The sequence below is a fragment of the Helicobacter magdeburgensis genome (assembly GCF_000765825.2).
Lineage (GTDB): Bacteria > Campylobacterota > Campylobacteria > Campylobacterales > Helicobacteraceae > Helicobacter_C > Helicobacter_C magdeburgensis.
Window position 1 is genome coordinate 190,756 of record NZ_JRPE02000001.1, and the last position, 25,335, is coordinate 216,090.

The 25,335-nt window shown below is 38.8% G+C and carries 28 protein-coding genes; 22 read left to right on the forward strand and 6 right to left on the reverse strand.

The features are described 5' to 3' along the window. Positions 1 to 4 precede the first annotated feature (4 nt). Together LS74_RS00945 and LS74_RS00950 are read right to left on the reverse strand one after the other, a co-directional pair. Positions 5 to 568: a hemerythrin family protein gene (locus tag LS74_RS00945; protein WP_034589370.1), complete on the reverse strand. Its 564-nt coding sequence runs from the start codon at positions 566 to 568 to the stop codon at positions 5 to 7. A gap of 71 nt (positions 569 to 639) precedes the next feature. After that, entirely contained in the window at positions 640 to 1,350 is a 711-nt protein-coding gene (locus LS74_RS00950; RefSeq protein ID WP_138128671.1) for a ribonuclease HII, read from the reverse strand. A gap of 191 nt (positions 1,351 to 1,541) precedes the next feature. Between LS74_RS00950 and LS74_RS00955 the strand changes: the two genes are divergently transcribed. The 3 genes from LS74_RS00955 to LS74_RS00965 are packed head-to-tail and all read left to right on the forward strand — an operon-like array spanning position 1,542 to position 3,804. Next, entirely contained in the window at positions 1,542 to 2,366 is an 825-nt protein-coding gene (locus LS74_RS00955; protein ID WP_034589242.1) for an ABC transporter substrate-binding protein, read from the forward strand. A 6-nt stretch (positions 2,367 to 2,372) separates the two neighbouring features. After that, positions 2,373 to 3,080, forward strand: coding sequence for an amino acid ABC transporter permease (locus LS74_RS00960; RefSeq protein WP_034589241.1), 708 nt, complete (start codon positions 2,373 to 2,375; stop codon positions 3,078 to 3,080). Then, positions 3,067 to 3,804, forward strand: coding sequence for an amino acid ABC transporter ATP-binding protein (locus tag LS74_RS00965; RefSeq protein ID WP_034589240.1), 738 nt, complete (start codon positions 3,067 to 3,069; stop codon positions 3,802 to 3,804). Before LS74_RS00960 ends, LS74_RS00965 begins: the two co-directional genes overlap by 14 nt. A gap of 16 nt (positions 3,805 to 3,820) precedes the next feature. Here LS74_RS00965 and LS74_RS00970 read toward each other — a convergent pair whose 3' ends face one another. Further along, complete coding sequence (locus tag LS74_RS00970; protein ID WP_034589238.1) at positions 3,821 to 4,480, reverse strand: serine O-acetyltransferase; 660 nt, start codon at positions 4,478 to 4,480, stop codon at positions 3,821 to 3,823. Positions 4,481 to 4,620: 140 nt separating this feature from the next. Continuing rightward, positions 4,621 to 5,772 (reverse strand): GTPase ObgE, encoded by a 1,152-nt coding sequence (gene obgE / locus LS74_RS00975; protein WP_034589690.1) that lies wholly within the window; start codon positions 5,770 to 5,772, stop codon positions 4,621 to 4,623. Between the two features lie 102 nt (positions 5,773 to 5,874). On the opposite strand from obgE, the gene LS74_RS11160 reads away from it, so the two are divergent. Then, the gene (locus LS74_RS11160; protein WP_236096742.1) at positions 5,875 to 7,326 is read left to right on the forward strand and encodes a glycosyltransferase family 2 protein; all 1,452 of its coding nucleotides are present in this window, start codon (positions 5,875 to 5,877) and stop codon (positions 7,324 to 7,326) included. 38 nt (positions 7,327 to 7,364) lie between these two features. Here the strand turns inward: LS74_RS11160 and rpmA are convergent, their stop codons facing one another. Both rpmA and rplU read right to left on the reverse strand, forming a co-directional pair. Then, the gene (gene rpmA / locus LS74_RS00990) at positions 7,365 to 7,622 is read right to left on the reverse strand and encodes a 50S ribosomal protein L27 (protein ID WP_034589087.1); all 258 of its coding nucleotides are present in this window, start codon (positions 7,620 to 7,622) and stop codon (positions 7,365 to 7,367) included. Between the two features lie 10 nt (positions 7,623 to 7,632). Then, positions 7,633 to 7,947 (reverse strand): 50S ribosomal protein L21, encoded by a 315-nt coding sequence (gene rplU, locus LS74_RS00995; RefSeq protein ID WP_034589090.1) that lies wholly within the window; start codon positions 7,945 to 7,947, stop codon positions 7,633 to 7,635. A 137-nt stretch (positions 7,948 to 8,084) separates the two neighbouring features. Between rplU and pgp3 the strand changes: the two genes are divergently transcribed. From pgp3 to LS74_RS01080, 18 genes are all read left to right on the forward strand, one after another. Next, positions 8,085 to 8,948, forward strand: a complete 864-nt coding sequence (gene pgp3, locus LS74_RS01000) for a peptidoglycan metallopeptidase Pgp3 (protein WP_034589093.1) — start codon at positions 8,085 to 8,087, stop codon at positions 8,946 to 8,948. A gap of 20 nt (positions 8,949 to 8,968) precedes the next feature. Then, entirely contained in the window at positions 8,969 to 9,973 is a 1,005-nt protein-coding gene (locus tag LS74_RS01005) for an NAD-dependent 4,6-dehydratase LegB (RefSeq protein ID WP_034589094.1), read from the forward strand. Positions 9,974 to 9,983: 10 nt separating this feature from the next. After that, complete coding sequence (locus LS74_RS11165) at positions 9,984 to 10,196, forward strand: hypothetical protein (protein WP_236096743.1); 213 nt, start codon at positions 9,984 to 9,986, stop codon at positions 10,194 to 10,196. Beyond that, complete coding sequence (locus tag LS74_RS01010; RefSeq protein WP_236096748.1) at positions 10,162 to 11,154, forward strand: radical SAM/SPASM domain-containing protein; 993 nt, start codon at positions 10,162 to 10,164, stop codon at positions 11,152 to 11,154. Before LS74_RS11165 ends, LS74_RS01010 begins: the two co-directional genes overlap by 35 nt. Before the next feature lie 23 nt (positions 11,155 to 11,177). Beyond that, positions 11,178 to 12,548, forward strand: a complete 1,371-nt coding sequence (locus LS74_RS11170; protein WP_236096744.1) for a glycosyltransferase family 2 protein — start codon at positions 11,178 to 11,180, stop codon at positions 12,546 to 12,548. Between the two features lie 51 nt (positions 12,549 to 12,599). After that, a complete protein-coding gene (locus LS74_RS01025) occupies positions 12,600 to 13,808 on the forward strand; it encodes a LegC family aminotransferase (protein WP_034587367.1) in 1,209 nt (402 codons plus the stop codon). Beyond that, on the forward strand, positions 13,801 to 14,673 hold the full coding sequence (locus tag LS74_RS01030; RefSeq protein WP_034587369.1) for a NeuD/PglB/VioB family sugar acetyltransferase: 873 nt from the start codon (positions 13,801 to 13,803) through the stop codon (positions 14,671 to 14,673). The genes LS74_RS01025 and LS74_RS01030 overlap by 8 nt, the downstream gene beginning before the upstream one ends. Beyond that, a complete protein-coding gene (locus LS74_RS01035; protein ID WP_052086421.1) occupies positions 14,670 to 15,311 on the forward strand; it encodes an acyltransferase in 642 nt (213 codons plus the stop codon). The genes LS74_RS01030 and LS74_RS01035 overlap by 4 nt, the downstream gene beginning before the upstream one ends. After that, entirely contained in the window at positions 15,308 to 15,940 is a 633-nt protein-coding gene (locus tag LS74_RS01040; RefSeq protein ID WP_034587371.1) for an acetyltransferase, read from the forward strand. Before LS74_RS01035 ends, LS74_RS01040 begins: the two co-directional genes overlap by 4 nt. Further along, positions 15,940 to 17,664: an asparagine synthase (glutamine-hydrolyzing) gene (gene asnB / locus LS74_RS01045; protein ID WP_034587373.1), complete on the forward strand. Its 1,725-nt coding sequence runs from the start codon at positions 15,940 to 15,942 to the stop codon at positions 17,662 to 17,664. The genes LS74_RS01040 and asnB overlap by 1 nt, the downstream gene beginning before the upstream one ends. 52 nt (positions 17,665 to 17,716) lie before the next feature. After that, complete coding sequence (neuB, locus tag LS74_RS01050) at positions 17,717 to 18,721, forward strand: N-acetylneuraminate synthase (protein ID WP_034587375.1); 1,005 nt, start codon at positions 17,717 to 17,719, stop codon at positions 18,719 to 18,721. Continuing rightward, positions 18,721 to 19,878 carry a UDP-N-acetylglucosamine 2-epimerase gene (neuC, locus tag LS74_RS01055; protein ID WP_034587377.1) on the forward strand — a complete coding sequence of 386 codons (1,158 nt, stop codon included), beginning with the start codon at positions 18,721 to 18,723 and terminating at the stop codon, positions 19,876 to 19,878. The genes neuB and neuC overlap by 1 nt, the downstream gene beginning before the upstream one ends. 109 nt (positions 19,879 to 19,987) lie before the next feature. Beyond that, positions 19,988 to 20,758 carry a formyltransferase family protein gene (locus tag LS74_RS01060; RefSeq protein WP_236096745.1) on the forward strand — a complete coding sequence of 257 codons (771 nt, stop codon included), beginning with the start codon at positions 19,988 to 19,990 and terminating at the stop codon, positions 20,756 to 20,758. After that, positions 20,700 to 21,029, forward strand: a complete 330-nt coding sequence (locus LS74_RS11175; protein WP_236096746.1) for a DNA-3-methyladenine glycosylase — start codon at positions 20,700 to 20,702, stop codon at positions 21,027 to 21,029. The genes LS74_RS01060 and LS74_RS11175 overlap by 59 nt, the downstream gene beginning before the upstream one ends. Positions 21,030 to 21,098: 69 nt before the next feature. After that, on the forward strand, positions 21,099 to 21,395 hold the full coding sequence (locus LS74_RS01065; RefSeq protein WP_034587379.1) for a hypothetical protein: 297 nt from the start codon (positions 21,099 to 21,101) through the stop codon (positions 21,393 to 21,395). Beyond that, positions 21,388 to 22,431, forward strand: coding sequence for an SDR family NAD(P)-dependent oxidoreductase (locus LS74_RS11705; RefSeq protein ID WP_034587381.1), 1,044 nt, complete (start codon positions 21,388 to 21,390; stop codon positions 22,429 to 22,431). The genes LS74_RS01065 and LS74_RS11705 overlap by 8 nt, the downstream gene beginning before the upstream one ends. Then, the gene (locus tag LS74_RS01075) at positions 22,424 to 24,148 is read left to right on the forward strand and encodes an ANL family adenylate-forming protein (RefSeq protein ID WP_138128663.1); all 1,725 of its coding nucleotides are present in this window, start codon (positions 22,424 to 22,426) and stop codon (positions 24,146 to 24,148) included. Before LS74_RS11705 ends, LS74_RS01075 begins: the two co-directional genes overlap by 8 nt. Further along, positions 24,139 to 25,335 (forward strand): ANL family adenylate-forming protein (locus LS74_RS01080; protein WP_082226924.1); only part of this gene is annotated, 1,197 nt, incomplete at its 3' end. The genes LS74_RS01075 and LS74_RS01080, both read left to right, overlap by 10 nt.

The following is a 25,335-nucleotide window of genomic DNA, read 5'->3' on the forward strand; positions in this document are numbered from 1 at the left end:
TGATTTACCCAAGTGCATTTTGAAACTTAATGCTTTGCTGACATTCTTTGCAGCGGATACTTTGTGTGCTGTTTTTCACAAAAATATGCATAGATTCTGTAAGCTTATGCTCCTTGCCCGGACACGCACAAACATAGAGATAAAATTTTTGAGGTTGTTTGGTTGGATTTTTGCTTTGGGCTTCTTTGCGATATTTTTCAATCTGCATATCCTCTTGCAAAATATGTGTCAAAAGCCAATCTTGCGCCATAATCATAATTTTGTCTTTTAGCTCATTTGCCGAGTGAATGCTTTTTACCATAGCTGCCATATCAGCAACGATTTTTCTGTGAATCTTTCTGTGTTCTTCCAAACGCGGATAGCCAATAGCCTGCATATACTGCTCTTCATCTTTAAAATGCGTCTTCATATAATCAAAAAATTGGGTAATCATATCCTTGACTTCATTGCGCGTAGTATGGCTATTGGCAATCTTATACGCCTTATGTGCAAGGTCGAATAATATTTGATGTTGCTGGTCAATAATCTCGTGATGAACGCTAAATTTTTCACTCCAACTCGGCAACATAGCAAACCCCCATTTCCTTATTTTAAACTGAAAGCGACTTAGATTCTATCTCTTTTATATTTAATTTTAAGTTAAAATAAACATTCTTGTATAAGAATCTTAAAACTTTTGCGGTGATGGGGACAATATCCATTTTTGGCGATGGCTTTTTTATGTTGCAATGTCCCATAGCCCTTATTTTTGGCTAAAAAATACTGCGGATACAGCTTATCAAGCTCACGCATTTGCCTATCCTTACTCACTTTTGCCACGATAGACGCACAGGATACAATGGGCAAAACATCATCAGCCTTAATCATAGTTTGCACCCTAACGCCACTTTGCGTAAGGATATGTGGAATTTTAGCGTGAAAGATTGTATTGCCATCTATTGTTATTTCCTGTAAAGCATTCTTTGAATCTGTGAGATTCTGCTCCACATCTTGTTCTAAAAGATTGTGTTTTGCGGTGTTTTGTCTCACATTCTGCCCTATAAGTTTCTGTGAAATAGCAAACTCCGCAATCCCACATAGAATCTGCTCTATGCCATTTTTCATCGCAATACTTAAACCAAGCTTATCAATCTCCCACGCTTCAATCTGTGCCACAAACAGCCCTATTTCACCCTTATGTTGAGATTCTAACAAAGTTTGATAGATACGCTCTCTTTGCTTTGGGGATAGCTTTTTACTATCTTTTGCACCAAAATGTGCAATATTTTCCTCTCTCCCAATCACACCAGCAACAAACAATGCCCCGCAAATACAGCCTCGCCCAGCTTCATCAATCCCCGCTACCCACATAGAATCTGCACCTTTTAACTTCAAATAGTATCTTTATGCCCCACAAGACACACCAAAATTGCCTAGATTCTATACTATTTCGCATAAATCTAGCCAAAAATCACAGCTCAAGGCTTTATTTTAAGCTTAAGACATTACAATTAAGCCCTTTATGTTATAAATCTTAAATTATCTTTAATGGAGACATTCAAATGAAAACATTGATAAAGTTGCTAGAATCTTATAGATCGCTCACGCTATGGGCTAAAAGCCTGGCATTACTTATGGCAACGCTAGGTATATTTACTCTCAATGCGTGTAATGATAATGAACTCATCGTAGCCACTTCGGCAAATTTTGCACCTTTTGAATATATTGATGGCAAGGAATTTAAGGGTATTGATATGGATATTGCTGAAGTCATTGCCAAAAAGCTTAACAAAAAACTTGTAATTAAAGATACGGAGTTTGATTCTGTGGTTACTTCACTTGCAAGTGGTAACGCACACATCGCCCTTTCAGGTTTAACGATTAACGACACTCGCTCCAAAGTTATTGATTTTAGCCAAACTTATTTTAGTGCTTCACAAATGGTGATTGCTAGGGCTAATGATACACGATTTGCAAATATCGCCACAAAAGAAGAGCTTTTAAAAACACTTCAATCTATTCCAAATCTTAAAATCGGTGTGCAGGTAGGCACAACAGGCGAGTTTTACGCTAAAGGTGATAGCGATTGGGGCTTTGAAGGATTCCATAACGCACAGGTAAAAAGCTTCTCAAATGGGGCATTAGCTGCAATTGCTATGAAAAATGAGCAGATTGACATTGTGATTATTGATGAAATGCCAGCGCGTGAGATTATCAAGGCAAATAGTGGCACACAGCTCATTGATATTGCCTTGACGAATGAAAAATACGCTATTGGCATAGCACCTAATGATAAAGAGCTTAAGGATTCTATAAATGCCATTCTCAATGAAATACGGCAAGATGGCACATTAGAATCTATCATCAATAAATATTACGCACAATAGGCTTATATGGAACTCACACAAAAATACGAGCTTTTCTATCATCAGTTTATCACAAATGGCGGCTATAAGCTTATCCTAGAAGGGCTTGGCACGACACTGCTGCTTGCTATTGCAGCTCTCATCATTGGCGTGATTATCGGCACACTTGCAGCCATTGCCATTACGCACAAAACCCCTTCAATCCCGCATAGAATCTTATGTGTGTTTCTAAAAGCCTATGTTGGATTTTTCCGCGGGACACCTATTGTGGTGCAGTTGCTTTTTATCTACTTTGTGATTCTCCCAGCCTTTGGGCTAAAGGGTATGAGTGCGTTGCTTGTGGCGGTGGTGATTTTTGGGCTAAATAGTGGAGCGTATGTGAGTGAGATTATCCGCAGTGGGATTTTAAGCATTGATAAAGGGCAAGATGAAGCCGCAAGGGCGTTGGGACTTAGCTCAAGCTTAAGTATGCGTTATATCATATTCCCCCAAGCGTTGAAAAATTCCCTGCCGACTTTGGGTAATGAGTTTATCGCCTTATTGAAAGAAACTTCCGTGGCAAACTACATCACGGTTCACGATTTAACCTATGCGTTTAAAAGCATAGGCAGTGCGACTTATGAATATATGTTTCCATACTTTTTCCTAGCCCTAGCCTACTTACTGCTTGTAATGTGTGCGAGCTATCTTGTGAAACTCTATGAAAGGAAGTTACGAGCAAGTGATACGCATTAATGGGCTAAAAAAATATTTTGATTCTAAGCTTGTATTAGCAGATATTCATCTCCATATTAAAATGGGCGAAAAGGTCGTCATCATAGGACCAAGTGGGAGTGGTAAATCAACCCTGCTGCGTTGTTTGAATCTATTAGAAACACCAAGTGAAGGCGAGATTTGGCTTGATGATAAGATGATTTTCCCGCAACACAAGCAAGATTCTTGGGATTTAAACAAGGCTAGGACAAAAATGGGTATGGTGTTTCAACATTTTAATCTTTTTAATAATCTTAGCGTTTTGCAAAATCTCACCCTTGCCCCCACACTTTTAAAACTCTTAAATGAAAATGAAGCTAAACAAAAAGCCCAAACACTGCTTAAACGCATAGGACTGCTTGATAAACAAGATGTGTATCCCTCCCGCCTAAGCGGCGGACAAAAGCAACGCGTAGCCATTGCCAGAGCACTTATGAATAAGCCTGAAGTTATGCTTTTTGATGAGCCAACTTCTGCGCTTGATCCTGAAATGGTGGGCGAAGTGCTTGATTTAATGCGGGATTTAGCCAATGAGGGTATGAGTATGGTGTGTGTAACGCACGAAATGCGATTTGCTAGAGAAGTGGGGCGTCGCATTATCTTTATGAGTGAGGGTAAAATCATAGAGCAAGGCACTCCACAAGAGATTTTTGAAAACCCCCAAACCCCAAGACTTAAAGACTTTTTAAGTAAAATTAGAAACTAGTCTTTAGAATCTTTATTTAAGAATCTTTGTCTATCCCAAAAAACTCTTTTAGCACATTGTGATTGCTAGGCAAGATTCTATGATGTGGATACGAGCCAACCACAATGGAATTGCTCGGCACATCTGTGTTAATGATGAACGCATTTGCACCAAAGATGACATTATCGCCAACTTGACATCTCCCAATAACCTTGCTTGACGCACATAGCACCACGCCTTCCCCCAAAGTAGGATAACATATCTCGCCATCTCGTGTATCGCCCCCAATAGTGCAGTTTTGATACACGCAAAGATAATTCCCATATTCTGCTCTGCCAAATACACTTCCCACAGGGTGAGTGAGATAAAACACTTCGGGCAGACATATCTCATAAAACAAATCAACGCCGTGCAAAATTTTATTCAAATAATATGCCTTTGTAGCAAGTTTAGGCTTGTTTGCTTTGTAGAGCGTATGTGAGAGAAAATACAAAAATACCGCATATTTATCAGAATGATAAAAATCTTCAATACTTAATTGAGCTTCATAATACTTAAGGCAAATCCGCCTATTACATTGCTCAAACGCCTCTAACGCCCTTGCCACATCGCTAGATTCTAGCTTTAGAGAATCTAGCCCGAAAAAGAATATATCTATCTGCCCCTGCACCAATGACAAAACTTTAGAGGTTAGCATAGCTCACCCCCAAAAAAGTTTGTGTCAATATTTAAAAAATTAGCATAAACAAAGAAATTATTTATCTGTAAGAAAGCACAAAGGCTTTTTATTTTATTTTTTAGCTTTGAGAGATACCCCCCCCCCCCCGCAATATTATTTTACTTTTCATTGTATTCCTTTGTTTTATTTTGAGTTGAATAAATTGCTAAACTCTTTGCTAAAAGACTTTTTAGCCTATCAATCCGCTGATTTGTCGCACTAGAGATTGTCATAATAAAGCATAAATTTTTAGAATCTTGTGTCTGTTCCACACCACCCTGTGTGTCAAACATAGAATCTAAACTCTCCTGCCTTAAAGTTTCTGCTACAATCTCACATTCCCCCGATAAACCCCACATCGCAGGAAAATGCTTTTTTACAAATGCGTTAAAACTAGATTCTATCTCACTTCCACCCAAAGTATCACTTTTACTTAGCACAATGCCAAAGGGGCGAGTTTGAAGCGTAGGAGAAAACTTTTCTAGCTCACTACACAAGCTTTCAAATTGTAAGGAAATATCCATATCCCTACTCACATCAAGCACAAATAGCAACATTTTAGTGCGTTCAATATGCTTTAAAAACTCTAAGCCTAGCCCCCTGCCTTCACTTGCCCCATCAATAATGCCCGGAATATCCGCCACCACAAACGAGCTATAATCCCCCACATCAACAACACCAAGATTTGGCACAAGCGTGGTAAATTCATAATTAGCAATCTCTGGTTTTGCGTTTGATAGCACGGAAATGAGTGTAGATTTACCCACATTAGGATAGCCCACAAGCCCCACATCGGCAATCAGCTTTAACTCCAAAGCAATATGTCGCTCCTCCCCATTCAAACCGCTTTGAGCGTAAGTTGGTGCTTGATTTGTGGAGTTTTTAAAATGCGAGTTCCCTAGCCCACCCTTGCCACCTTTCAGCAAACGCACACACTTGGGGCATTTATCCATATCAATAATAATCTCTTTTGTGTCAAAATCTAGAATCTGCGTCCCCAAAGGCACTTTAATGGTAATATCCTCCCCCCTCTTGCCACTACACCGCCTAGCCCCACCGGGCTGCCCATTCTTAGCCTTATAATGCCTTGCTCCGCGGAATTTTGAAAGCGTATCCGTATTATTATCCACCTCCACATACACATCGCCGCCATCGCCGCCATCGCCGCCATCAGGTCCCCCTTGAATCGCAAACTTTTCCCTGCGGAAGCTCACAGCCCCAGCCCCGCCCTTACCAGAAGCGATAAAAATATCCACACTATCTACAAACATACACTTTCCTACACTCTAATTTTTGCAAAATCATAACATTAATAAAATAATATGCTATCATTCCAAGCATTCCCCACAATAAACCAACCAAGGAGCGTTACAATGTCAAAAGATACAAGTTCATATCAGCCAAAAGTCGCTATTATCGTGCCAATTTACAATGTGGAAAAGTATTTAAAAGATTGCTTAGATTCTCTTATCCATCAAACATATAAGAATCTAGAGATTATACTTGTAGATGATGGAAGCACAGATAAAAGCACTGATATAGCAAAAGCATATTTTGAAAAAGATTGCAGAATCACACTTATATGCAAAAGCAATGGAGGACAAGGGAGTGCGAGAAATGTGGGGATTGAGTATGTAAGCGATGGATTTTTTATCACTCCACTTTTGCAGCCAAACACCGCTTTGTCGCCAAACCTAGCAGATTCTATAAGCCCAGCATACGACACAAATTATCAATCTATACCTTTTATCTTTCACGCTACGCTTAAGCCAAATGCCCTTAGTGCCAATCATATAGACTATCTTACAGGCAATGTATTTTCTTTTGCTTCTAGCTATGTAGCTATGGGGGGGGGGGGGCATAAGCTAGAATCTAAGTCATATCGCTCCCCAAATTCCACAAACCGCACAAAATCCCTTAAAAATCCCTTAGACTTTCCACATAAGCCCATTGACTACACCCTATCATCTTGTATTATTTTCTCTCACTCTCCCACACCGCCACAACAAATTGAGTATATTCATTTTGTAGATTCTGATGATATGTTAAGCCTTGATTGCATAGAACAATGTATAGCAAACATAGGGGAATGCGATATTATATGGCACGATACGAAGTATATTTATGAAGATGGCATAAGCCCAAGCCCGTATGAACAAAGTCTTTTAGAATGGCTTAAGCTTGATACCAAAGCAATTCAAAAGCCATTAAAAGCAAATGAAGTATGGGCTAATTTAGAAGGCTTCTCGTGTGTGTGGGGGGGAGTTTTTCATATATCTCTATATGAAAAACTCCGATTTGCTCCGCAAATCCAAAGCGAAGATGCCCTTTTTGGTATGCTCCTTTTTGCCAAGGCAAAAGCCATTAGAATCCTGCCAAATCCCCTGTATATCTATCGCTTAAGAGCAGATTCTACAAGCGACCACACGCTTAAGCAAGATTCTACGCCCAAGCCCTATCCACCCTATCTTACAGAGATAGCCTATACATTTGCCAATAGCTATAAAATCAAGCATTATCACTTTGCCTACTCCTGCACTTATATTTGTCTTGGACTTTTAGCGTATATTGAGAGTTTAAATGATTCTCAATTCGCGTTAAAAAATAAACTCATAGAGTTTTTGCAAGTAAGGGCTATATATGCTTTTGGTGCTATGAGTTTTGAATCTGATCCTAAATATGTCCGCCCACTATTGAAGCCCTTAGAACCTTATATGCAAAAGGTAAGTAGAGCTAACAAAATAGCCTATTTTATGCCAAGAGTTTTTAAGATTCTAAAATGGATAAATGGGAAAAGGAAGAAATTAAGAAAGGAAAAAAATTAAAATAGCTAGATTCTGCGGTAATGCAGAATCTAAGGGGGTTAAGAAGCGGGGATAACAGAAACTTTCTTGCGATTTTTGTCTTTTTGTTGGAATTTCACAATTCCATCAATCAACGCATAAATCGTATGATCCTTGCCTAGCCCTACATTATCACCCGGATGCACTTTTGTGCCTCTTTGACGGATAATGATATTCCCCGCACGCACAAATTGAGAACCAAACTTCTTCACACCTAAGCGGCGTCCAGCTGAATCGCGGTTGTTTTGGGTGCTACCCTGACCTTTCTTGTGTGCCATTTCTGCTCCTTTATTTTGCTACGATTTTAAGAATCTTCACACGAGTAAAATCGCGTCTAAAGCCTCTTTTTGTCTTGCTATCTTTTCTTCTGCGTTTTTTGAATGTAACGACCTTTTTGCCTCTGCCCTCATTGATGACTTCCGCTTCAATCTTAGCACCCTTTACAAAAGGATCGCCAATTTGTGCCTTATCATCACTCACAATGGCTAAAACTTCGTTCAATTCAACCTTTGACTTTGGCTCAAGGCTCATCTTATCAAGTAGCACAATGCTCCCTTCAACGACCTTGTATTGTTTGCCTCCATTCTTAAAAATTGCATACATCGCGTATCCTTGTGAATTGAAGTGTTATTTTTGCTTTTAGAAAACAAAAGGGGCGATTTTAACGCAACATTCTTTAATCTAAGCTTTGAATTGCTATAATTCCGCCTTTTTAGATTCTTATAACACAAAGGATTTATATGCTTTTTTTTCACAAGATTCGGTTTAAAGCCGCTTTGTTGGCTCTGCTCGTGCTGTCCCACACTTCAAGTATATATGCTAAATCCCAAAAATCTCAAGCCCCCACAGCCTATAATGGCACAATCTTTATTTACCAAACCTCCACGCCAACCCCGCTTAACTACAATAATGGCAAAAAATCACTGCACTATATGCCCCACCCTAGCAAAAAGGGAGAGTTTATCGCCTTTGTTCCCATAGGCTATTATGACAAGGGCGTTAAAACCCTGCATAGCCCAAAACAAACAGAATCTACTCTGCAAACAATCAAAATTCTCCAAAAAGACTATCCAAAAAAGGAGCAAATCAATGTTGCTAACAACAAAGTCAGCTATTCTAATGAAGTGGCAAAACGCATAGAACAAGAAAAAAATGCCGCTGTGAAAACTTATGCCACCATCACAAAAGGGCGATTGTGGGATAAGCCTTTTATCAAACCTTTAGATTCTGTCATCACCAGCCCTTATGGAAGTGCTAGAATCTTTAATGGCAAGATAAATAGCTACCACGGCGGCACAGATTTACGCGCAAGTATCGGCACACCTATTCTTGCTACAAATGACGGAAAAGTAGCCCTCGTGCAGGATCGCTACCTTTCAGGTAAATCAATCTACATTGATCACGGCTCTGGCGTGTATAGTGTGTATTTTCACCTTGATGAGTTCCTAGTCAAGCAAGGGGATATGATAAAGCAAGGGCAAGTCATTGCCAAAAGCGGCGATACGGGGCGAGTGAGTGGAGCGCATTTGCATTTTGGCATTGTGATAAATGGCACAAATGTTGATGCAATGGACTTTATTGAACAAGTCAATGCATTGTTTTAATAAAAATAAAAGGAGTTTTTATGCAGATTCTAATCACAGGGGCAAATGGCTTTATCGGCTCTCATCTTACACAAGCCCTTTATGAGCAAAGTAAAATACCAGATTCAGTATTTTTTAACGCAAAAATTAAGGTGTTAAGCCTATATAATTCCTTTAACTCGTGGGGTTGGCTTGAGGATATTGATTGTTTGGATTCTATTGAAGTGATAAGTGGCGATATACGCGATCCGCATTTTTGTAAGCATATTTGTAAAGGTGTGGATATGGTATTTCATCTTGCCGCACTCATCGCCATTCCCTATTCTTATGTTGCACCAGATAGCTATGTAGATACCAACATTAAAGGCACGCTTAATATCTGTCAAGCTGCGCTAGATTCAGGTGTCAAACGCATTATCCACACAAGCACAAGCGAAGTCTATGGCACGGCACAATATGTCCCCATTGATGAAAAGCATCCATTACAACCTCAAAGCCCATATTCCGCAAGTAAAATCGGTGCAGATGCCATTGCGATGAGTTTTCATAACGCCTTTTGCCTACCCCTTACCATAGCACGACCCTTCAATACCTATGGACCAAGGCAGAGTGCAAGGGCGGTTATCCCAACGATCATCACACAAATCGCAAATGGTGCAAAGCAGATTAAACTAGGCGACACAACGCCAACGCGGGATTTTAACTATGTCAAAGATACTTGTGCGGGATTCATCGCTCTAGCCTTAGCACAAAACACCATAGGCGAAGTTGTAAATATCGGCTCAAATGCTGAAATAAGCATCCAAGATACGCTAGAGCTTATTAAAGAGCTAATGAAAAGTGATGTGGAATTTATCACAGACAAGCAGAGAATCCGCCCCGAAAAGAGCGAAGTCTTCCGTTTGTGGTGTGATAATACAAAGATTCAATCTCTCACAGGCTTTAGCCCACGATACACGCTCAAAGAAGGCTTACAAGAAACAATTACTTGGTTTTCAAACCCAAATAATCTTGCCAAATACAAAAGTGATATTTACAACATCTAAAGGAGAAAAAATGCCAACAACTTCACAACACACAAACCCCACACAAAATATCAATAGTGGAGAAAAAAATCGCCCAAAAGTGAATCTCGCCACCTTGCTAGATTCTAATAAAATTATTCCACATTATGAAAGCATAAGAGAGAAAATTTTTAACGGGGGGGGGGGATATACTAAACTCTTTACCACCCATTGCTGCGGAATTTCACTGGTGTGCGAGCTGTAATTACAACTGCGTACATTGTAGCTACGGACAAAGACGACAAAACAAATCCCGCCTAAGCCCCGAAGTCATCACCCAAACAATCAAAGATTTAAGCTCCCTTGGCACAAAAGCCGCCTATATCTCCGGTGGTGGAGAGCCAACTACCCTTAGCAAATGGCACAATTATGCTCAAATGATGCTAGATTCACAAATGGAAGTCGCCCTTATCACAAACTCCGTAGCCATTAAGCCCGAGCATTACGAGCTTTTAAGAAAATTTAACTACATTGCCGTGTCGGTGTATTCCACAAAAGAGGAGCAATACAAAGCAATTGTAGGCTCTCATCACTTTGAGGGGCAATTCTCACTGCCTAAAAAGCTAAAAAACGAAGATTCTAAACTCATCGTTGGGGCAAGATGCGTCATCAATGGTATTAATTACCAAGAGATTTTTAATACCTACAAAAAGGCTATGGAAGAGGGCTTTGATTATATTATCTTTATCCCTGCGGTGGATTATGAGAAACGCTCCATTGATTTGAGTGAAGAACAAAAGCAAAGCGTATTAAAGCAGATAGAAAATGGACTTTCACACATAGACCCCGCCACGACAAATCTTATTAATGTCAAAAATAATGGTGTGGGACATTATGGCAGCACATACTTGCCAAAACTCCAAAAAAGCGTGTTATGTAACGCCATTGCTATGCGGAGCAATGTATTTATCAACTATGATGGCGAAGTGTATCTCTGCCAACCCCTTATAGGCAACAAAGAATATAGCCTAGGCAATCTTAACGAGCAGAGATTCTTAGACTTATGGAATGCAAAAAGGCATAATGAAGTGATTGCCAAACTCCACGAGAAATTTGCCAAAGGTGCGTGTGAAAACTGCCGAGCTATATCCTATAATGTAGCGATTGATACATTGCTCCAAGGCAATAAACCTGCTATAATCCCAAGTGATAATTTTCTCTAACAAACTCACAAAAGGAGCATTAAATGCAAAAAAATGTAAAGCAACTAGAGCCAAAAGTCGCTATTATCGTGCCAATTTACAATGTGGAAAAGTATTTAAAAGATTGCTTAGATTCTCTTATCCATCAAACATATAAGAATCTAGAGATTATACTTGTAGATGATGGAAGCACAGATAAAAGCACTGATATAGCAAAAGCATATTTTGAAAAAGATTGCAGAATCACACTTATATGCAAAAGCAATGGAGGACAAGGGAGTGCGAGAAATGTGGGGATTGAATACCTATCAAGTGGATTTGATATTTTGCCTTTATCGTCTCTTAATAATATCTTTATATCAAAAGGCTCACTTAAAGCAACCGCTCTAAGTCACAATGCCTTTATAGATTTAAGAGATTCAAAAGATTCTGCATTTAGCACGGGGGGGGGGCATAAGCTAGAATCTAAGTCATATCGCTCCCCAAATTCCACAAACCGCACAAAATCCCTTAAAAATCCCTTAGACTTTCCACATAAGCCCATTGACTACACCCTATCATCTTGTATTATTTTCTCTCACTCTCCCACACCGCCACAACAAATTGAGTATATTCATTTTGTAGATTCTGATGATATGTTAAGCCTTGATTGCATAGAACAATGTATAGCAAACATAGGGGAATGCGATATTATATGGCACGATACGAAGTATATTTATGAAGATAATATCCCCAAAGAGCAGCACACTCCCCTTTTGCAATCACTTTATCTTACACAAGAACAAGCCCAAAATAGAATCTTCACTGCCCTTGAGCTATGGAAATATACCGATTCCTTTTCTTGGGTCCATCAAGGATTATTTGCATTTTCACTCCTTGACAATTTGCGTTTTTCAACGCCACTTGCTAATGAAGATGCCCTTTTTGGTATGCTCCTTTTTGCCAAGGCAAAAGCTATTAAAGTAACATCATTTTATGGGCTTATTTATCGCTATCACGCCGCTTCAGTATCAGCACACAGAGAATCTCAAAACATCTATCGCAAAACCTATCCCCTCTTTATGAGTAGTATTGTTATGGCATTTCAAAATGGCTATAAGATTAAACACTATTATTTTGCCTACTCCTGCACTTATATTTGTCTTGGACTTTTAGCGTATATTGAGAGTTTAAATGATTCTCAATTCGCGTTAAAAAATAAACTCATAGAGTTTTTGCAAGTAAGGGCTATATATGCTTTTGGTGCTATGAGTTTTGAATCTGATCCTAAATATGTCCGCCCACTATTGAAGCCCTTAGAACCTTATATGCAAAAGGTAAGTAGAGCTAACAAAATAGCCTATTTTATGCCAAGAGTTTTTAAGATTCTAAAATGGATAAATGGGAAAAGGAAGAAATTAAGAAGCCAATCTTAAAGGATTATAAGATACAATGTCGCCCTTTAGCAGAAAACACAAAGGGTGATAATGAGTGATTTTCACACTATTTTTACTTTTATTCGCAATCTTTATGACAGCCCACAAGGCTTTATCCCACTACACGAGCCGCGATTTATGGGGAATGAAAAAAAATATCTCTTAGAGTGTATTGACAGCGGCTTTGTTTCAAGTGTAGGGACATTTGTAGATTCATTTGAAAAGGAAATAGCAAAATTTTGTGGTAGCAAATACGCCATAGCCGCCACAAATGGCACTTCCGCCCTACACGCCGCACTTCACGCCCTTGAAGTCAATACAGAATGCGAAGTCATAACCCAGCCCTTAAGCTTTATCGCCACAAGCAACGCCATTGCCTACACAGGGGCAGCTCCGGTGTATGTTGATGTGGATTTAGATACAATGGGACTATCCCCGCATTCACTCAAAGCCTTTTTAGAATCTTATGCGATAAAAAAGGGGGGTATTACCTACAATAAACAAAGCGGCAAGATTCTTAAAGCCTGTGTGCCAATGCACACCTTTGGACACCCTACAAGAATCCAAGAGATTAAAGCAATATGCGATGAATGGGGAGTTTTACTTGTTGAAGATGCAGCAGAGAGCTTAGGGAGCTATGTATATAACGCAGATTCTCAAAAGAGTAAAGATTCTCAAATCCACACCGGCACCTTTGGAATCTGTGGTATCCTTAGCTTCAATGGTAACAAAACCATAACTTGCGGTGGCGGTGGGGCGATTCTTACCCAAGATGAAGCATTAGCAAAAAAGCTCAAACACCTTACCACCACGGCTAAAATCCCCCATCCTTACGAGTATGAACACGACACACTAGGTTTTAACTATCGTCTTCCAAATATCAACGCAGCCCTAGCCCTAGCTCAAATAGAGCAGCTCCCAGCGTTTTTACGCGATAAGCAAGATATTGCTAAAGAATATGAAGCATTTTTTGCCACACAATCACATTGTAGCTTTATAGGTGCTAGAGTAGGCACACAGCCTAATTTTTGGCTTAATGCTCTGCTATTAGATTCTAAATCATTGCGTGATGAGTTTTTAGAGCAAAGCAACGCTCAAGGCATTATGACACGCCCCATTTGGAAGCTTAATAATGAGCTAAGTATGTATCGCCACTGCCAAAGTGATGAGCTAAAAAATGCCAGATTCTTGCGTGATAGGATTGTCAATATCCCAAGCAGTGCGAGAATCCACAACTTAAAAAGCCTAGCTAATGGCTAAAGTATTCCACATACTTCATCGCATTAAGCCAAAGCTTGTGCTTATCGGCGGTGGCGGACACGCTAGGGCTTGTATTGATGTGATAGAGCAGGAAAATCGCTTTAAGATTTATGGCATTGTAGATTCTTTTGCTTTGCAAAATGGCATTAGCGAAGTGCTAGGCTATCCTATACTTGGCGGTGATGAACTGCTAGAATCTTTATATACTCAAGTCAAAATCGCCTTTATCGCCCTTGGACAGATTAAAACACCCGCCCATAGAATGCGTATTTACCAAAATCTTAAAGCCATAGGCTATAATCTTCCCACTATCATATCCCCACTTGCCTATATCGCAAAGGGAGTGAATCTTAAGGAGGGAAGTATCATTATGCACCACGCTCTTGTGAATGCAAATGCCAAAATCGGCACAGCTTGTATCATTAACTCCAAAGCCCTTGTAGAACACGACTGCGTTGTAGAAGATTTTTGTCATCTCTCCACCGCAAGTGTGATAAATGGCAACTGCCACATCGGCGAAGGAAGCTTTTTAGGGAGCAATATGATTTTAGCTCACAATACCGCCGTAGCCCCAAACTCTGTGCTTTATAACAATCCGCTAGAAGCTTCACAAAATATCTCTCGCATAAGCCCAAGCCTAGCCAACAAAAGCAATTCGCAAGGTAGTTTGCAAGAATCCGCCACGCATTATTCCAATAAGAATCTCTCTTTACAAATAGATAAAAAATTAACGGGGGGGGGGGATAGAGTAAAATATCTCTATCCTTGCAACTCCGGCTTTTCTTTCTTTAGATTCCAAGCAAAATCTTTTTACCCTTTCTCAAAACATATCACTTCATCTTATCCTGTAAAGATTGCCATATGAATGGATTTTACAGCATAAATGAACTCCTAGACTTAGGCATAAAGATTCCAAAAAATCCAAAAAATATTTTTATCTCAAAAAAAGCAAGTCTTTATAATGCAGAACGCATAAGTGTGGGCAATTATGTCCGTATTGATGATTTTGCGATTTTAAGCGGAAATATACAAATAGGTAGCTTTATCCACATAGGAGCGTGGGCTAGTCTCTCTGGCGGGGAGGTTGGCATTGTATTAAAAGATTTTTGCGGACTTTCGCAACGCGTAAGCCTTTTTAGCTCAAGTGATGATTATAGTGGGAAAAGCCTAACCAATCCTATGATACCCTCAAATTTTAAAAGCGTTAGCACCTCTAAGATTGTCCTACAAAAGCATTGTATCGTGGGTGCTGGAAGCGTGATTTTGCCATCAAGTAGTGGCTTAAGCGAGGGGGTAAGTGTGGGGGCTTTAAGTCTTGTTGTTCGCCCCACAAAACCTTTTGGAATCTACTTTGGCAACCCCGCAAAAAGAATCTTAGAGAGAAGCAGAAATATTCTCACACTTGAAAAGGAATTTTTGCAATCTTTAAAAGGTGAATTTTTAACGGGGGGGGGGCATAAGCTAAACTTTTTCTGCTATTCCTTATCCAAGGAATCTGCGTGAAAAATATCATTATTGTTGGAAGCGGAGGTTTGGCAAAAGATATTTATCCCGCCTTAAAATCCAATCTTAAGCCTGATGAAAAAATTAAAGGATTTTTAGTTGATGACAAATCAAAATATACTAAAGCCAATTTTGATGAGCCATATTTAGGCACAATAAATGAATATATCATAGATGAAAATGATTATTTTCTCATCGCATTTGGCAATAACCCCGGAAGAGCTCAAACCTATCAGAATCTTAAAGCCAAAGGGGCAAAATTTTTTACTTTCATTCACCCAAGCACTCTTCTGCCAAAACGATTTTACATTGGAGATTCTGTCCTTATAGGAGCATTTTGCATTATTGGTGAAGATAGTGTAATTAAAGACAATGTGTTTATTAATAAATTTGTCAATGTTGGACACGATAGCACAATCTTTGAACATTCAATTTTATGTCCTTATGTTATGATTTCTGGTGGTTGCACCATAGGACAGCAAAACTTTCTTGCTACACGCTCAACAATTGCTCCAAATATTCATATAGGAGATTTTTGCACAATTTCTGCACACACATTTGTCAAAAGAAATATTTGTCGCAACAAATTTCTATACAACACTTCAATTACCAAATCAAAGGAAAAATAATGTGTGGTTTTGTTGGCACTATGGGGCAAAATAGCCTCGCTTCTTTCTCGCTCTTGGAAAAATCTGTTAATTCTATCGGGCATAGAGGCTCACCCTCTCTTCAACCTCAATTTTATAAAAGCCAAATGTTTTGCTGTGGATTTTCTAGGCTGGATATTTGCGACCTTAATGACAGGGCTAATCAACCTTTCTTCAAGGAAGGATATGAACACATAATGTGTTTTAATGGAGAGATTTATAACTATCAGGAGCTTAAAAATGAGCTTATAAAACTTGGATATACATTTGAGACCACATCTGATACAGAAGTGGTTTATTATGCATATCATCATTTTGGCAAAGAATGCTTCAAAAAACTAAGAGGTATGTTTGCCATTGCTATTTTTCATACCAAAACGCAAGAATTATTGTTGGCACGAGATCATTTTGGAATCAAGCCACTTTATTACTGCATTAAGCACGACAAAGTGTATTTTTCAAGTGAAATTAAAGCGTTTAAGAGTTTTTTGAAGTTTGAGGTTTTAAAAGAGAATATTATAGAATTTTTAAGCCTTGGCATTAACTTGGATAACACAACGCTATTTAAGGATATTTACAGCGTTTTACCCGGGGAGATATTATATTTTGATAGCCCTTTAGCCTGTAAGACAACCCCTTTCTTTTCTCTACTTGACACATTTAACACTTCATCTTCCCTAGATATAGACACAATAGAATCTATACTTCTTAAAAGCATAGAAAAACATATTCCAACTGATGTTAATTACGGCATACAACTTAGTGGTGGTTTAGATTCATCTTTTGTAACAACTATCTGCCACAAATATAATCAAAACCTTCAAACTTTTAGTGTAAATTTTCATATCCCAACACTTGATGAAAGCTATTTTCAAAATATGCTTACTTCGCAACTTGGAATCCACAATCATTCTTTTATTTATGATGATTTTTTTAACATTGAATTTTTAAAACAAAGCATTTATTATGAGGATTTCCCACTTCATCATCCAAATATACTTGCTTCAAATAAACTTAACAATCTAGCTTCAAAATGTGGCTTAAAAGTGCTACTATCAGGAGATGGAGCAGATGAAGTATTTTGCGGTTATCAATGGCACTTATTACAACCCCAAATGATAGATAATCTTAGCTTGGCTTTATTGAATCTTGCTTATGTATCACCTCAACTTCTATCACAAACTCTTAATCTCCCGCTTAAACCCATCAACAAAACCCTTATAGATGAAACACGAAAGATTCAAACTGACAATATGATGACTTTTTTAGGTCAAAAAATATATCTTCAAAAATGGCTAAGACGACAAGATAGAAGTGGTATGCAAAATTCACTAGAAATAAGAGTGCCATTTGTGGATACACACCTTATTCAAGCCCTTAACAGCCTTGATACCAAGACAAAAACACAAAATCTAGCACAAAACAAATTCATTCTCAAACTTATAGCACAAAAATATATGCCTTACAATTTAGTATATCAACAAAAAATCGGCTTTCCTATTCCAATTAGAGAATGGTTTTCCAGTTCGCAATCACATATGCTACTTAGCCTACTGCAAAGCAATAGAGCCAAAGATAGACATATCTATAATAATCAGCAAATATCCCACTTCATCAATGCCCACCAATCAAATCAAGGTGATTATAGTCGTTTGCTATGGCTTTTATGCAACCTTGAGCTGTGGCTACAAGTTTATATTGATTAAAGAGAAAAAACGATAGAATACTCTCTCAAAATCGTCACATTAAGGAATATCTATGTCAAAGGTATTAATCATCGCGGAAGCTGGTGTCAATCACAATGGCGATATAGACATCGCCAAAAAGCTTGTTGATGTCGCTGCTGAATCTGGAGCGGATATAGTGAAGTTTCAAACATTCAAATCAGAAAATTGTGTAAGCAAAAATGCACAAAAAGCCGAATATCAACTCCAAACAACAAATAAGCAAGAAAGCCAACTTGATATGATTAAAAAGCTTGAGCTTGACTTAGAAACACATAATATTCTTATAAGCTATTGTAAGCAAAAAAATATCAAATTTCTCTCCACGCCATTTGACCTTGAAAGTGTGGATTTGCTCCATAATCTTGGGTTAGAGATTTTTAAAATCCCAAGTGGTGAGATTACAAATCTCCCCTACCTACGCAAGATAGGCAAATACAATAAGCAAGTCATACTCTCCACCGGTATGGCAAATCTAGGCGAGATAGAATCCGCCATTGCTGTGCTTGTAGATTCTGGCACAAAGCGGGAGAATATCACGCTTTTGCAGTGCAATACAGAATACCCCACACCTTTTGCTGATGTGAATCTTAAAGCGATGAAAAGCCTTAAAAAAGCCTTCCGTCTGCCTGTTGGCTATTCCGATCATACACCGGGCATTGCCATTCCTTTGGCGGCTGTGGGTATGGGAGCAAAGGTTATTGAAAAGCATTTCACGCTTGATAAAAATATGGAAGGACCTGATCATAAGGCAAGTTTAGAGCCTTGCGAGTTAAAAGCAATGGTGCAAGGCATACGCGAGATAGAATTAGCCTTAGGCGATGGAATTAAACAAACAAGTGCGAGTGAAGCAAAAAACAAACCCATTGCTAGAAAGTCAATCGTGGCAAATTGTGCGATCAAAAAAGGGGAGATTTTGAGTGAAAGCAATCTCTACACAAAGCGTCCAGCAGGGGGAATCTCCCCTATGGAATGGGATAAAGTCATCGGTACAAAGGCAATCCGCGACTTTGAACCTGATGAGATGATAGAACTCTAATGCGTAAAATCTGCATTGTAACAGGTACTCGTGCGGAGTGGGGCTTACTCGCTCCATTGGCACATAAGATTCATAATGATTCTAACTTAGAGCTTCAAATCATCGCCACGGGAATGCACCTTAGCACCGAGTTTGGACTGACTTATCGCGATATTACCCTACCTATCAATAAAAAATGTGAGATTCTATTAAGCTCTGATACGCCCATCGGGCTTTGCAAGGCTATGGGACTAGCTCAAATCTCTATATGTGAGGCTTATAACGAGCTAAAGCCTGATATTATTGTCGTGTTAGGGGATAGATATGAGATTTTTGCCTGTGTGGCAAGTGCTATGATATGTCGCATACCTGTGGCACATTTGCACGGCGGGGAAGCCACAGAAGGGCTCATTGATGAGGCGATACGCCATAGCATTACAAAGATGAGTCATCTTCATTTTGTTGCCACAGAGGCGTATAAAAAGCGTGTGATTCAGCTAGGCGAAAACCCATCGCGTGTGTTTAATGTTGGCGGATTTGGGATTGATAACATCGTATCACTTGATTTTTTAGATAAAGCAAGTCTAGAATCTAGCCTTAACTTTACGCTAAGAGAGAGAAATTTTCTTATCACATTCCACCCTGTAACGCTTGAAAATGCCACCGCACAAGAGCAGTTCCAAGAGCTACTTAAAGCTTTAGAATCTCTATCGACCCGCTATGATATGGGCTATATTTTCACAAAGGCAAATGCCGATACCGATGGACGCATTATAAATGAAATGATTGATGAGTTTGTTCGCACACATAGTAATGCTATCGCCTTTACTTCAATGGGGCAGCTGCGGTATCTTAGCACAATGCGATTTGTAAATGCAGTGGTAGGGAATAGCTCAAGTGGGCTAGGCGAAGCCCCAAGCTTTAAAGTCGCTACAATCAATATCGGCGATAGGCAAAAGGGGCGGATTAAGGCAGATTCTGTGATTGATTGCAAACCAAGCTGCAAGGAGATTTTACAAAGCTGTGAATATGCGATGAGCGGGGAGTTTCAAGCGATTTTACAAAATGTGAAAAATCCCTATGGGGAGGGCGGGGCTAGTCAAAAAGCACTTGAAGTTCTAAAAAGCTACCCACTTGAAGGGATTTTGAAAAAGGCATTTTATGATGTGGATTTTTAGAATCTTAAACTCCCAAATCCACATAAAACAAACTCGCACAAAACAAGCAAGGCAAAATAAGTAAATAAAACTATGTTACAATACTAAAATCTTACACAAAGGCAGTCATTTGAAAATCTTTTTTATCGGTTGCGTTGAGTTTTCATACATTTCACTTCACACACTCATCACAAGATTCCACATTCAAAAGAAGCTTGAAATTGTAGGTGTGGCGACAAAGGAGCATTCCGCATTCAATGCTGATTTTTGTAATCTCGCTCCATTGTGTGAAGAATCTCACATTCCTTTCATATACACAAAAGATATTAACTCCCCTGCCACGCTTGATTTTATTCATTCTTGTAAGCCTGATGTGATTTATTGCTTTGGCTGGAGTTCGCTCATTAAAAAAGAGCTTTTAGATTCTTATCCTATTATTGGCTATCACCCTGCTGCATTGCCGCATAATCGCGGACGCCACCCTATCATTTGGGCTTTAGCTCTTGGATTGACACAAAGTGCAAGCACATTTTTCCTTATGGAAGAAGGGGCAGATAGTGGGGCTATCATCTCACAAGTGCCTTTTAATATCAATTTTAAAGATAATGCTAAAAGCCTGTGTGAAAAGGTAGAATCTATCGCGCAAAAGCAGATTTGCGATTTTACTGCGGCTCTTCTCTCCGCTGTGGAAAATCCAAAAAATATAGCGAAATTTGGGGAAATCACGCCAAAAAATAATTCGCTAGAAAAGAATCAGCCTGAATCTACAAGCCAAGATTCTCTAAATTTAGCTGGGGGGGGGGGCGATACACAATTCTATCTATGCTCAAGCCCTTTTTGCTATGGCTACACCGCAAAATCACTCCATTGCCAATCTCTGGCGGAAAAGGGGTGTGCGTGATGGTGTGATTGATTTTAGAATGAGTGCGGTTGGGATTTATAACCTTATCCGTGCCTTAAGTCAGCCTTATGTTGGAGCGGAAGTAGTTTATAATGGCAAACATTATAAGGTATGGGAAGCAAAGATTGTTAAGGTGGATTTGCCTAATATAGAATCTGGCAAGGTTTTGAGAGTGGATTCACAAGGGGTGCTTATCAAAGCCTATGATGATGCTATCTTACTCACACAGCACGAGTTTGATACCTTGCCAAAGGAGGGCGACTACTTCTAACTCTTTAACTCCCATTGCTTTTTGCTCCTATTTTTTAGCTTTACATTAGTTTATAAGGGAGCAAAAAAAATGCAAACACAAATACAATCATTAATCTTCACATCTCTCAAATCTCTAGCAGATGAGCTAGAAAACGAGAATCTAAAAAATCCAACGCTTGAAACAAAAATCTATGGGATTGAGGGCAATTTAGATTCTCTAGCCCTTGTAAGCTTTATCGCTGACTTAGAGGAAATGTTAGCTGAAACGCTTAACATTAATCTTGTCTTAGCTGATGAAAAGACAATGAGCGGAAGAAATTCACCATTTAGAGATGTCGCTACCCTAAGTGCTTATATCCTAGAAAAGAGCAAAGAAAATGCCTAGAGTTATACTTATCACAGGGACACGCAAGGGCATAGGCAGGGATTTAAGCGAGTATTACTTAAATAAAGGCGATATTGTGTGTGGCTGTTCGCGGACACAAAGCAATTTAGAGCATAAAAATTACAGACATTTTACCCTTGATGTGAGTGATGAAAATGCGGTTGTAAATATGGTAAGGGCTGTGAAAAAGGAATTTGGCACGATTGATGTGTTGCTAAATAATGCCGGAATTGCTTCTATGAATCATATCCTTACTACACCACTAAAAACTATGCAAAATATCTTTAACACAAATGTATTTGGTAGCTTTCTTTTCTTGCGAGAAGTCTCAAAGGTTATGGTGCAAAACTATAAAAAGCGTGTAAAGGATTTAGAATCTAAGGGGCTAGATTCTAAAAATAATGCGAAAAATGCCATTGCGGAAGCGGTTTGTGATGATTTTAAAGAATCTGCAATCTTAGATTCTAACAATAAGGATTCTACTGCGGAAGGATTTTTGAGTGATTTTAGAGAATCTGCAATCTTAGAATCTAGCAATTCTAAGATTGTGAGTGAAAAATGTGGGTTGCAAGGAAAATCACAAGGGAGTTTATTAAACATAAATGACCGCAGTGATTTTTCGCAGCTCCCGCATTTATCGCCACAAGCTGAATTGCCACGCAAAAACACCAAAGAGACAACGCAGAATCTAATGCCCTACCGCATTGTAAATTTCGCCACAGTCGCCACCCCGCTACGCTTAGAGGGAGAAGCCGCCTATGCCGCCTCAAAAGCCGCATTAGTCAATCTCACACAAGTATGTGCTAAGGAATTAAGCGAGTTTGGCATTACCATAAACGCCGTTGGTCCCACACCCGTGCCAACGGATTTAATCAAAAATGTCCCTAAAGCAAAAATGAACGCCCTTTTAAACCAACAAGCCATCAAACGATTTGGTGAGTTTAGCGATGTGCTAAATGCCATTGAGTTTTTCTTAGATGAAAAGAGTGATTTTATCACCGCACAAGTTATTTATCTTGGAGGCGTAAATGCGTAGTGATTCTTATAATTTCACGCACCCATTTTTACGCAAGATTGAGAGTTTTGAGCAAGATTCTATATGTCTTATTGCACAAGATCAAAGCCACACTTATGGGAAGCTTTTAGATTCTACGCGCAATGCCCTAAATTTGCTAAATGACATAAAGGCAAATAGTGTCATTGGCATTATCGGCGATTATGATTTAAAGACTTTAGCCTTTTTCCTAGCGTGTGTAGAAAATGGCTTTATTATAACGCCGCTATCTGCTTCACTTATCCCAAAAGATTCTATATTCTCTCCTATGCTTCAATCCTGCATAAAAGAAGGGCAGATAGACTATCTTTTCTATAATAACACCTTGCATTCTACGCATAACACAGATAAGAAACACAGCATTATCGCTTCCTTGCAGGCAAATCACACAAGCGGATTAATCCTTTTTTCAAGCGGTAGCACAGGCAAACCCAAAGCAATAGTGCATAATCTAAACACCTTGCTTCAAGGCTTTTTAGAGAAAAAGCCAAAGCGTATAAATATCTTATTATTCCTTATGTTTGATCATATAGGTGGGCTAAATACGCTTTTTAATGTGCTAAGTCTTGGGGCGTGTGGCATTACTCTAAAAAATCGCAAAGATATGCAAGAGGTTGCAAAAAGTATTCAAGATTATAAAATCGCCCTTTTACCCGCTAGTCCTAGTTTGCTTCATCTCTTTTTGCTTTCAAACCCAACGCAGCTTTATGACTTAAGCTCACTGAGACTTATTACCTATGGCACGGAAAAAATGTCAGATTCTCTTTTAGCAAAGCTTAAAAATGCTTTTCCAAAAGTGCGATTTCACCAAACATTTGGAGCAAGTGAGATAGGTATCACGCAGACTACAACAAAGGATAATTTTATCCGCCTTGATAATATGGAATATAAGATTGTAAATAATGAGCTTTTTATCAAATCCCACACAAACGCACTGGGCTATCTTAATAGTGATAATAGTGTGTTTGATGATAAAGGTTATTTTGCAACAGGGGATTTAGTAGAAGTAAAAACTATTAATGGGGAAGAGTATATAAAGATTATAGGCAGGGCAAAGGAGGTTATAAATGTAGGTGGAGAAAAAGTTATCCCACAAGAAGTTGAAGGAGTGCTATTACAGATTCCATTTATAAGTGATTGTGTTGTATATGGAGAATCTAATGCTATCACAGGGCAAAGTGTAAGTGTAAAGGTGGTGTTAGATTCTAATCATTACATAAAATCTAGCAAAGCAGAATCTGCAAACTTAGATTCTAAAAACACAGACAGCAACACTGCGGAAGTATTTTTGAGTGATTTTAGAGAATCTGCCAACTTAGAATCTAGCAATTCTAAGATTGTGAGTGAAAAATGTGGGTTGCAAGGAAAATCACAAGGGAGTTACCTAAGCGGTAATGACCGCAGTGATTTTTCGCAGCTCCCGCATTTATCGCCACAAGCTGAATTGCCAAAAGAGACAACGCAGAATCTAGAATTAAAAAAATACATAAGAACTTTCTGCAAAGACAAACTCGCCCCCTTTAAGATTCCAAGTAAAGTAAGCATTGTGGAATCTTTGGAAGTGAGTGAGAGATTTAAGAAATTGCGACTTACTAATGGGGGGGGGGTAACACTCTATGAGTCCTGCTATGCAACCTATCATTATGAATCTTTATCATTTCGCCATATCTCTATATGTGAGAATTTACAATGTGCGTAAGTTTATTTATGCACAAAATGTCGTGCTATGGCGACAAAAATGCCTTAATACTCAACGACACACCCTACACTTATGCGGAGCTTTGCAAGAAAATGTCAGCCTTTAGTCTTTCTCAAACTATGCTTACAATCCCAAATAATGCAGTGATAGCACTTAGGGGAGATTACAGCCTTTCTTATGTCATAGTATTTTTAGCTTTATGCAAAAAGCAGTGCATTATAGCTCCCTTACTTCCACGAAATATTGACATTTCGCTACAAGATTTTGGGGTAGAGTTTGTGCTAGACACACAAGAAAATAAGCTAGATTCTATCAGTCCAAAATCACATAGTTTGCTTGATAGTTTAAAAAAGCAAAATAATGGCGGATTAATCCTTTTTTCAAGTGGTAGCACAGGCAAACCTAAAGCCATAGTGCACAATCTAAACACACTTTTAGAATCTTATTGCAATAAAAGGCAAAATCCATTGCGTATAATGAGTGTGTATTTGCCTGACCATATCGCAGGGATTGATGTAATGCTAAATACCTTTGGGAGCGGTGGAAGCCTTATTATCCCAAAAGAGCGGAGTCCGCAGTGGATTCTAGAATCTTTACAAAAACACAAAGTAGAGATTCTGCCCGCCTCGCCGACATTGTTGCGACTTTTGCTTGTAGCTGGATTAGGCAATTATGATTTAACTCATTTAAAGCTAGTTATTTATGGTAGTGAAAAGATGTCTTCAAAACTTTTAGAATCTCTGCAACAAGCCCTGCCACACACAAGATTCAAACAAAGCTTTGGGACAAGTGAAACAAATGCCATTAAAACCAAACAAGCAGATGAGAGCGACTTTGCAGAGTTTTTTAGAATCATAAATGCAGACTACAAGATAATGGATAATATACTCTATCTTAAATCCCACACAAACGCACTGGGCTATCTTAATAGTGATAATAGTGTGTTTGATGATAAAGGTTATTTTGCAACAGGGGATTTAGTAGAAGTAAAAACTATTAATGGGGAAGAGTATATAAAGATTATAGGCAGGGCAAAGGAGGTTATAAATGTAGGTGGAGAAAAAGTTATCCCACAAGAAGTTGAAGGAGTGCTATTACAGATTCCATTTATAAGTGATTGTGTTGTATATGGAGAATCTAATGCTATCACAGGGCAAAGTGTAAGTGTAAAGGTGGTGTTAGATTCT

Coding starts and splice junctions, on each gene's coding strand:
- LS74_RS00945 (WP_034589370.1), bottom strand. CDS start 568: ATGTTGCCGAGTTGGAGTGAAAAATTTAGCGTTCATCACGAGATTATT.
- LS74_RS00950 (WP_138128671.1), bottom strand. CDS start 1,350: ATGTGGGTAGCGGGGATTGATGAAGCTGGGCGAGGCTGTATTTGCGGG.
- LS74_RS00955 (WP_034589242.1), top strand. CDS start 1,542: ATGAAAACATTGATAAAGTTGCTAGAATCTTATAGATCGCTCACGCTA.
- LS74_RS00960 (WP_034589241.1), top strand. CDS start 2,373: ATGGAACTCACACAAAAATACGAGCTTTTCTATCATCAGTTTATCACA.
- LS74_RS00970 (WP_034589238.1), bottom strand. CDS start 4,480: ATGCTAACCTCTAAAGTTTTGTCATTGGTGCAGGGGCAGATAGATATA.
- obgE (WP_034589690.1), bottom strand. CDS start 5,772: ATGTTTGTAGATAGTGTGGATATTTTTATCGCTTCTGGTAAGGGCGGG.
- LS74_RS11160 (WP_236096742.1), top strand. CDS start 5,875: ATGTCAAAAGATACAAGTTCATATCAGCCAAAAGTCGCTATTATCGTG.
- rpmA (WP_034589087.1), bottom strand. CDS start 7,622: ATGGCACACAAGAAAGGTCAGGGTAGCACCCAAAACAACCGCGATTCA.
- rplU (WP_034589090.1), bottom strand. CDS start 7,947: ATGTATGCAATTTTTAAGAATGGAGGCAAACAATACAAGGTCGTTGAA.
- pgp3 (WP_034589093.1), top strand. CDS start 8,085: ATGCTTTTTTTTCACAAGATTCGGTTTAAAGCCGCTTTGTTGGCTCTG.
- LS74_RS01005 (WP_034589094.1), top strand. CDS start 8,969: ATGCAGATTCTAATCACAGGGGCAAATGGCTTTATCGGCTCTCATCTT.
- LS74_RS11165 (WP_236096743.1), top strand. CDS start 9,984: ATGCCAACAACTTCACAACACACAAACCCCACACAAAATATCAATAGT.
- LS74_RS11170 (WP_236096744.1), top strand. CDS start 11,178: ATGCAAAAAAATGTAAAGCAACTAGAGCCAAAAGTCGCTATTATCGTG.
- LS74_RS01025 (WP_034587367.1), top strand. CDS start 12,600: ATGAGTGATTTTCACACTATTTTTACTTTTATTCGCAATCTTTATGAC.
- LS74_RS01030 (WP_034587369.1), top strand. CDS start 13,801: ATGGCTAAAGTATTCCACATACTTCATCGCATTAAGCCAAAGCTTGTG.
- LS74_RS01035 (WP_052086421.1), top strand. CDS start 14,670: ATGAATGGATTTTACAGCATAAATGAACTCCTAGACTTAGGCATAAAG.
- asnB (WP_034587373.1), top strand. CDS start 15,940: ATGTGTGGTTTTGTTGGCACTATGGGGCAAAATAGCCTCGCTTCTTTC.
- neuB (WP_034587375.1), top strand. CDS start 17,717: ATGTCAAAGGTATTAATCATCGCGGAAGCTGGTGTCAATCACAATGGC.
- neuC (WP_034587377.1), top strand. CDS start 18,721: ATGCGTAAAATCTGCATTGTAACAGGTACTCGTGCGGAGTGGGGCTTA.
- LS74_RS11175 (WP_236096746.1), top strand. CDS start 20,700: ATGGCTACACCGCAAAATCACTCCATTGCCAATCTCTGGCGGAAAAGG.
- LS74_RS01065 (WP_034587379.1), top strand. CDS start 21,099: ATGCAAACACAAATACAATCATTAATCTTCACATCTCTCAAATCTCTA.
- LS74_RS11705 (WP_034587381.1), top strand. CDS start 21,388: ATGCCTAGAGTTATACTTATCACAGGGACACGCAAGGGCATAGGCAGG.
- LS74_RS01075 (WP_138128663.1), top strand. CDS start 22,424: ATGCGTAGTGATTCTTATAATTTCACGCACCCATTTTTACGCAAGATT.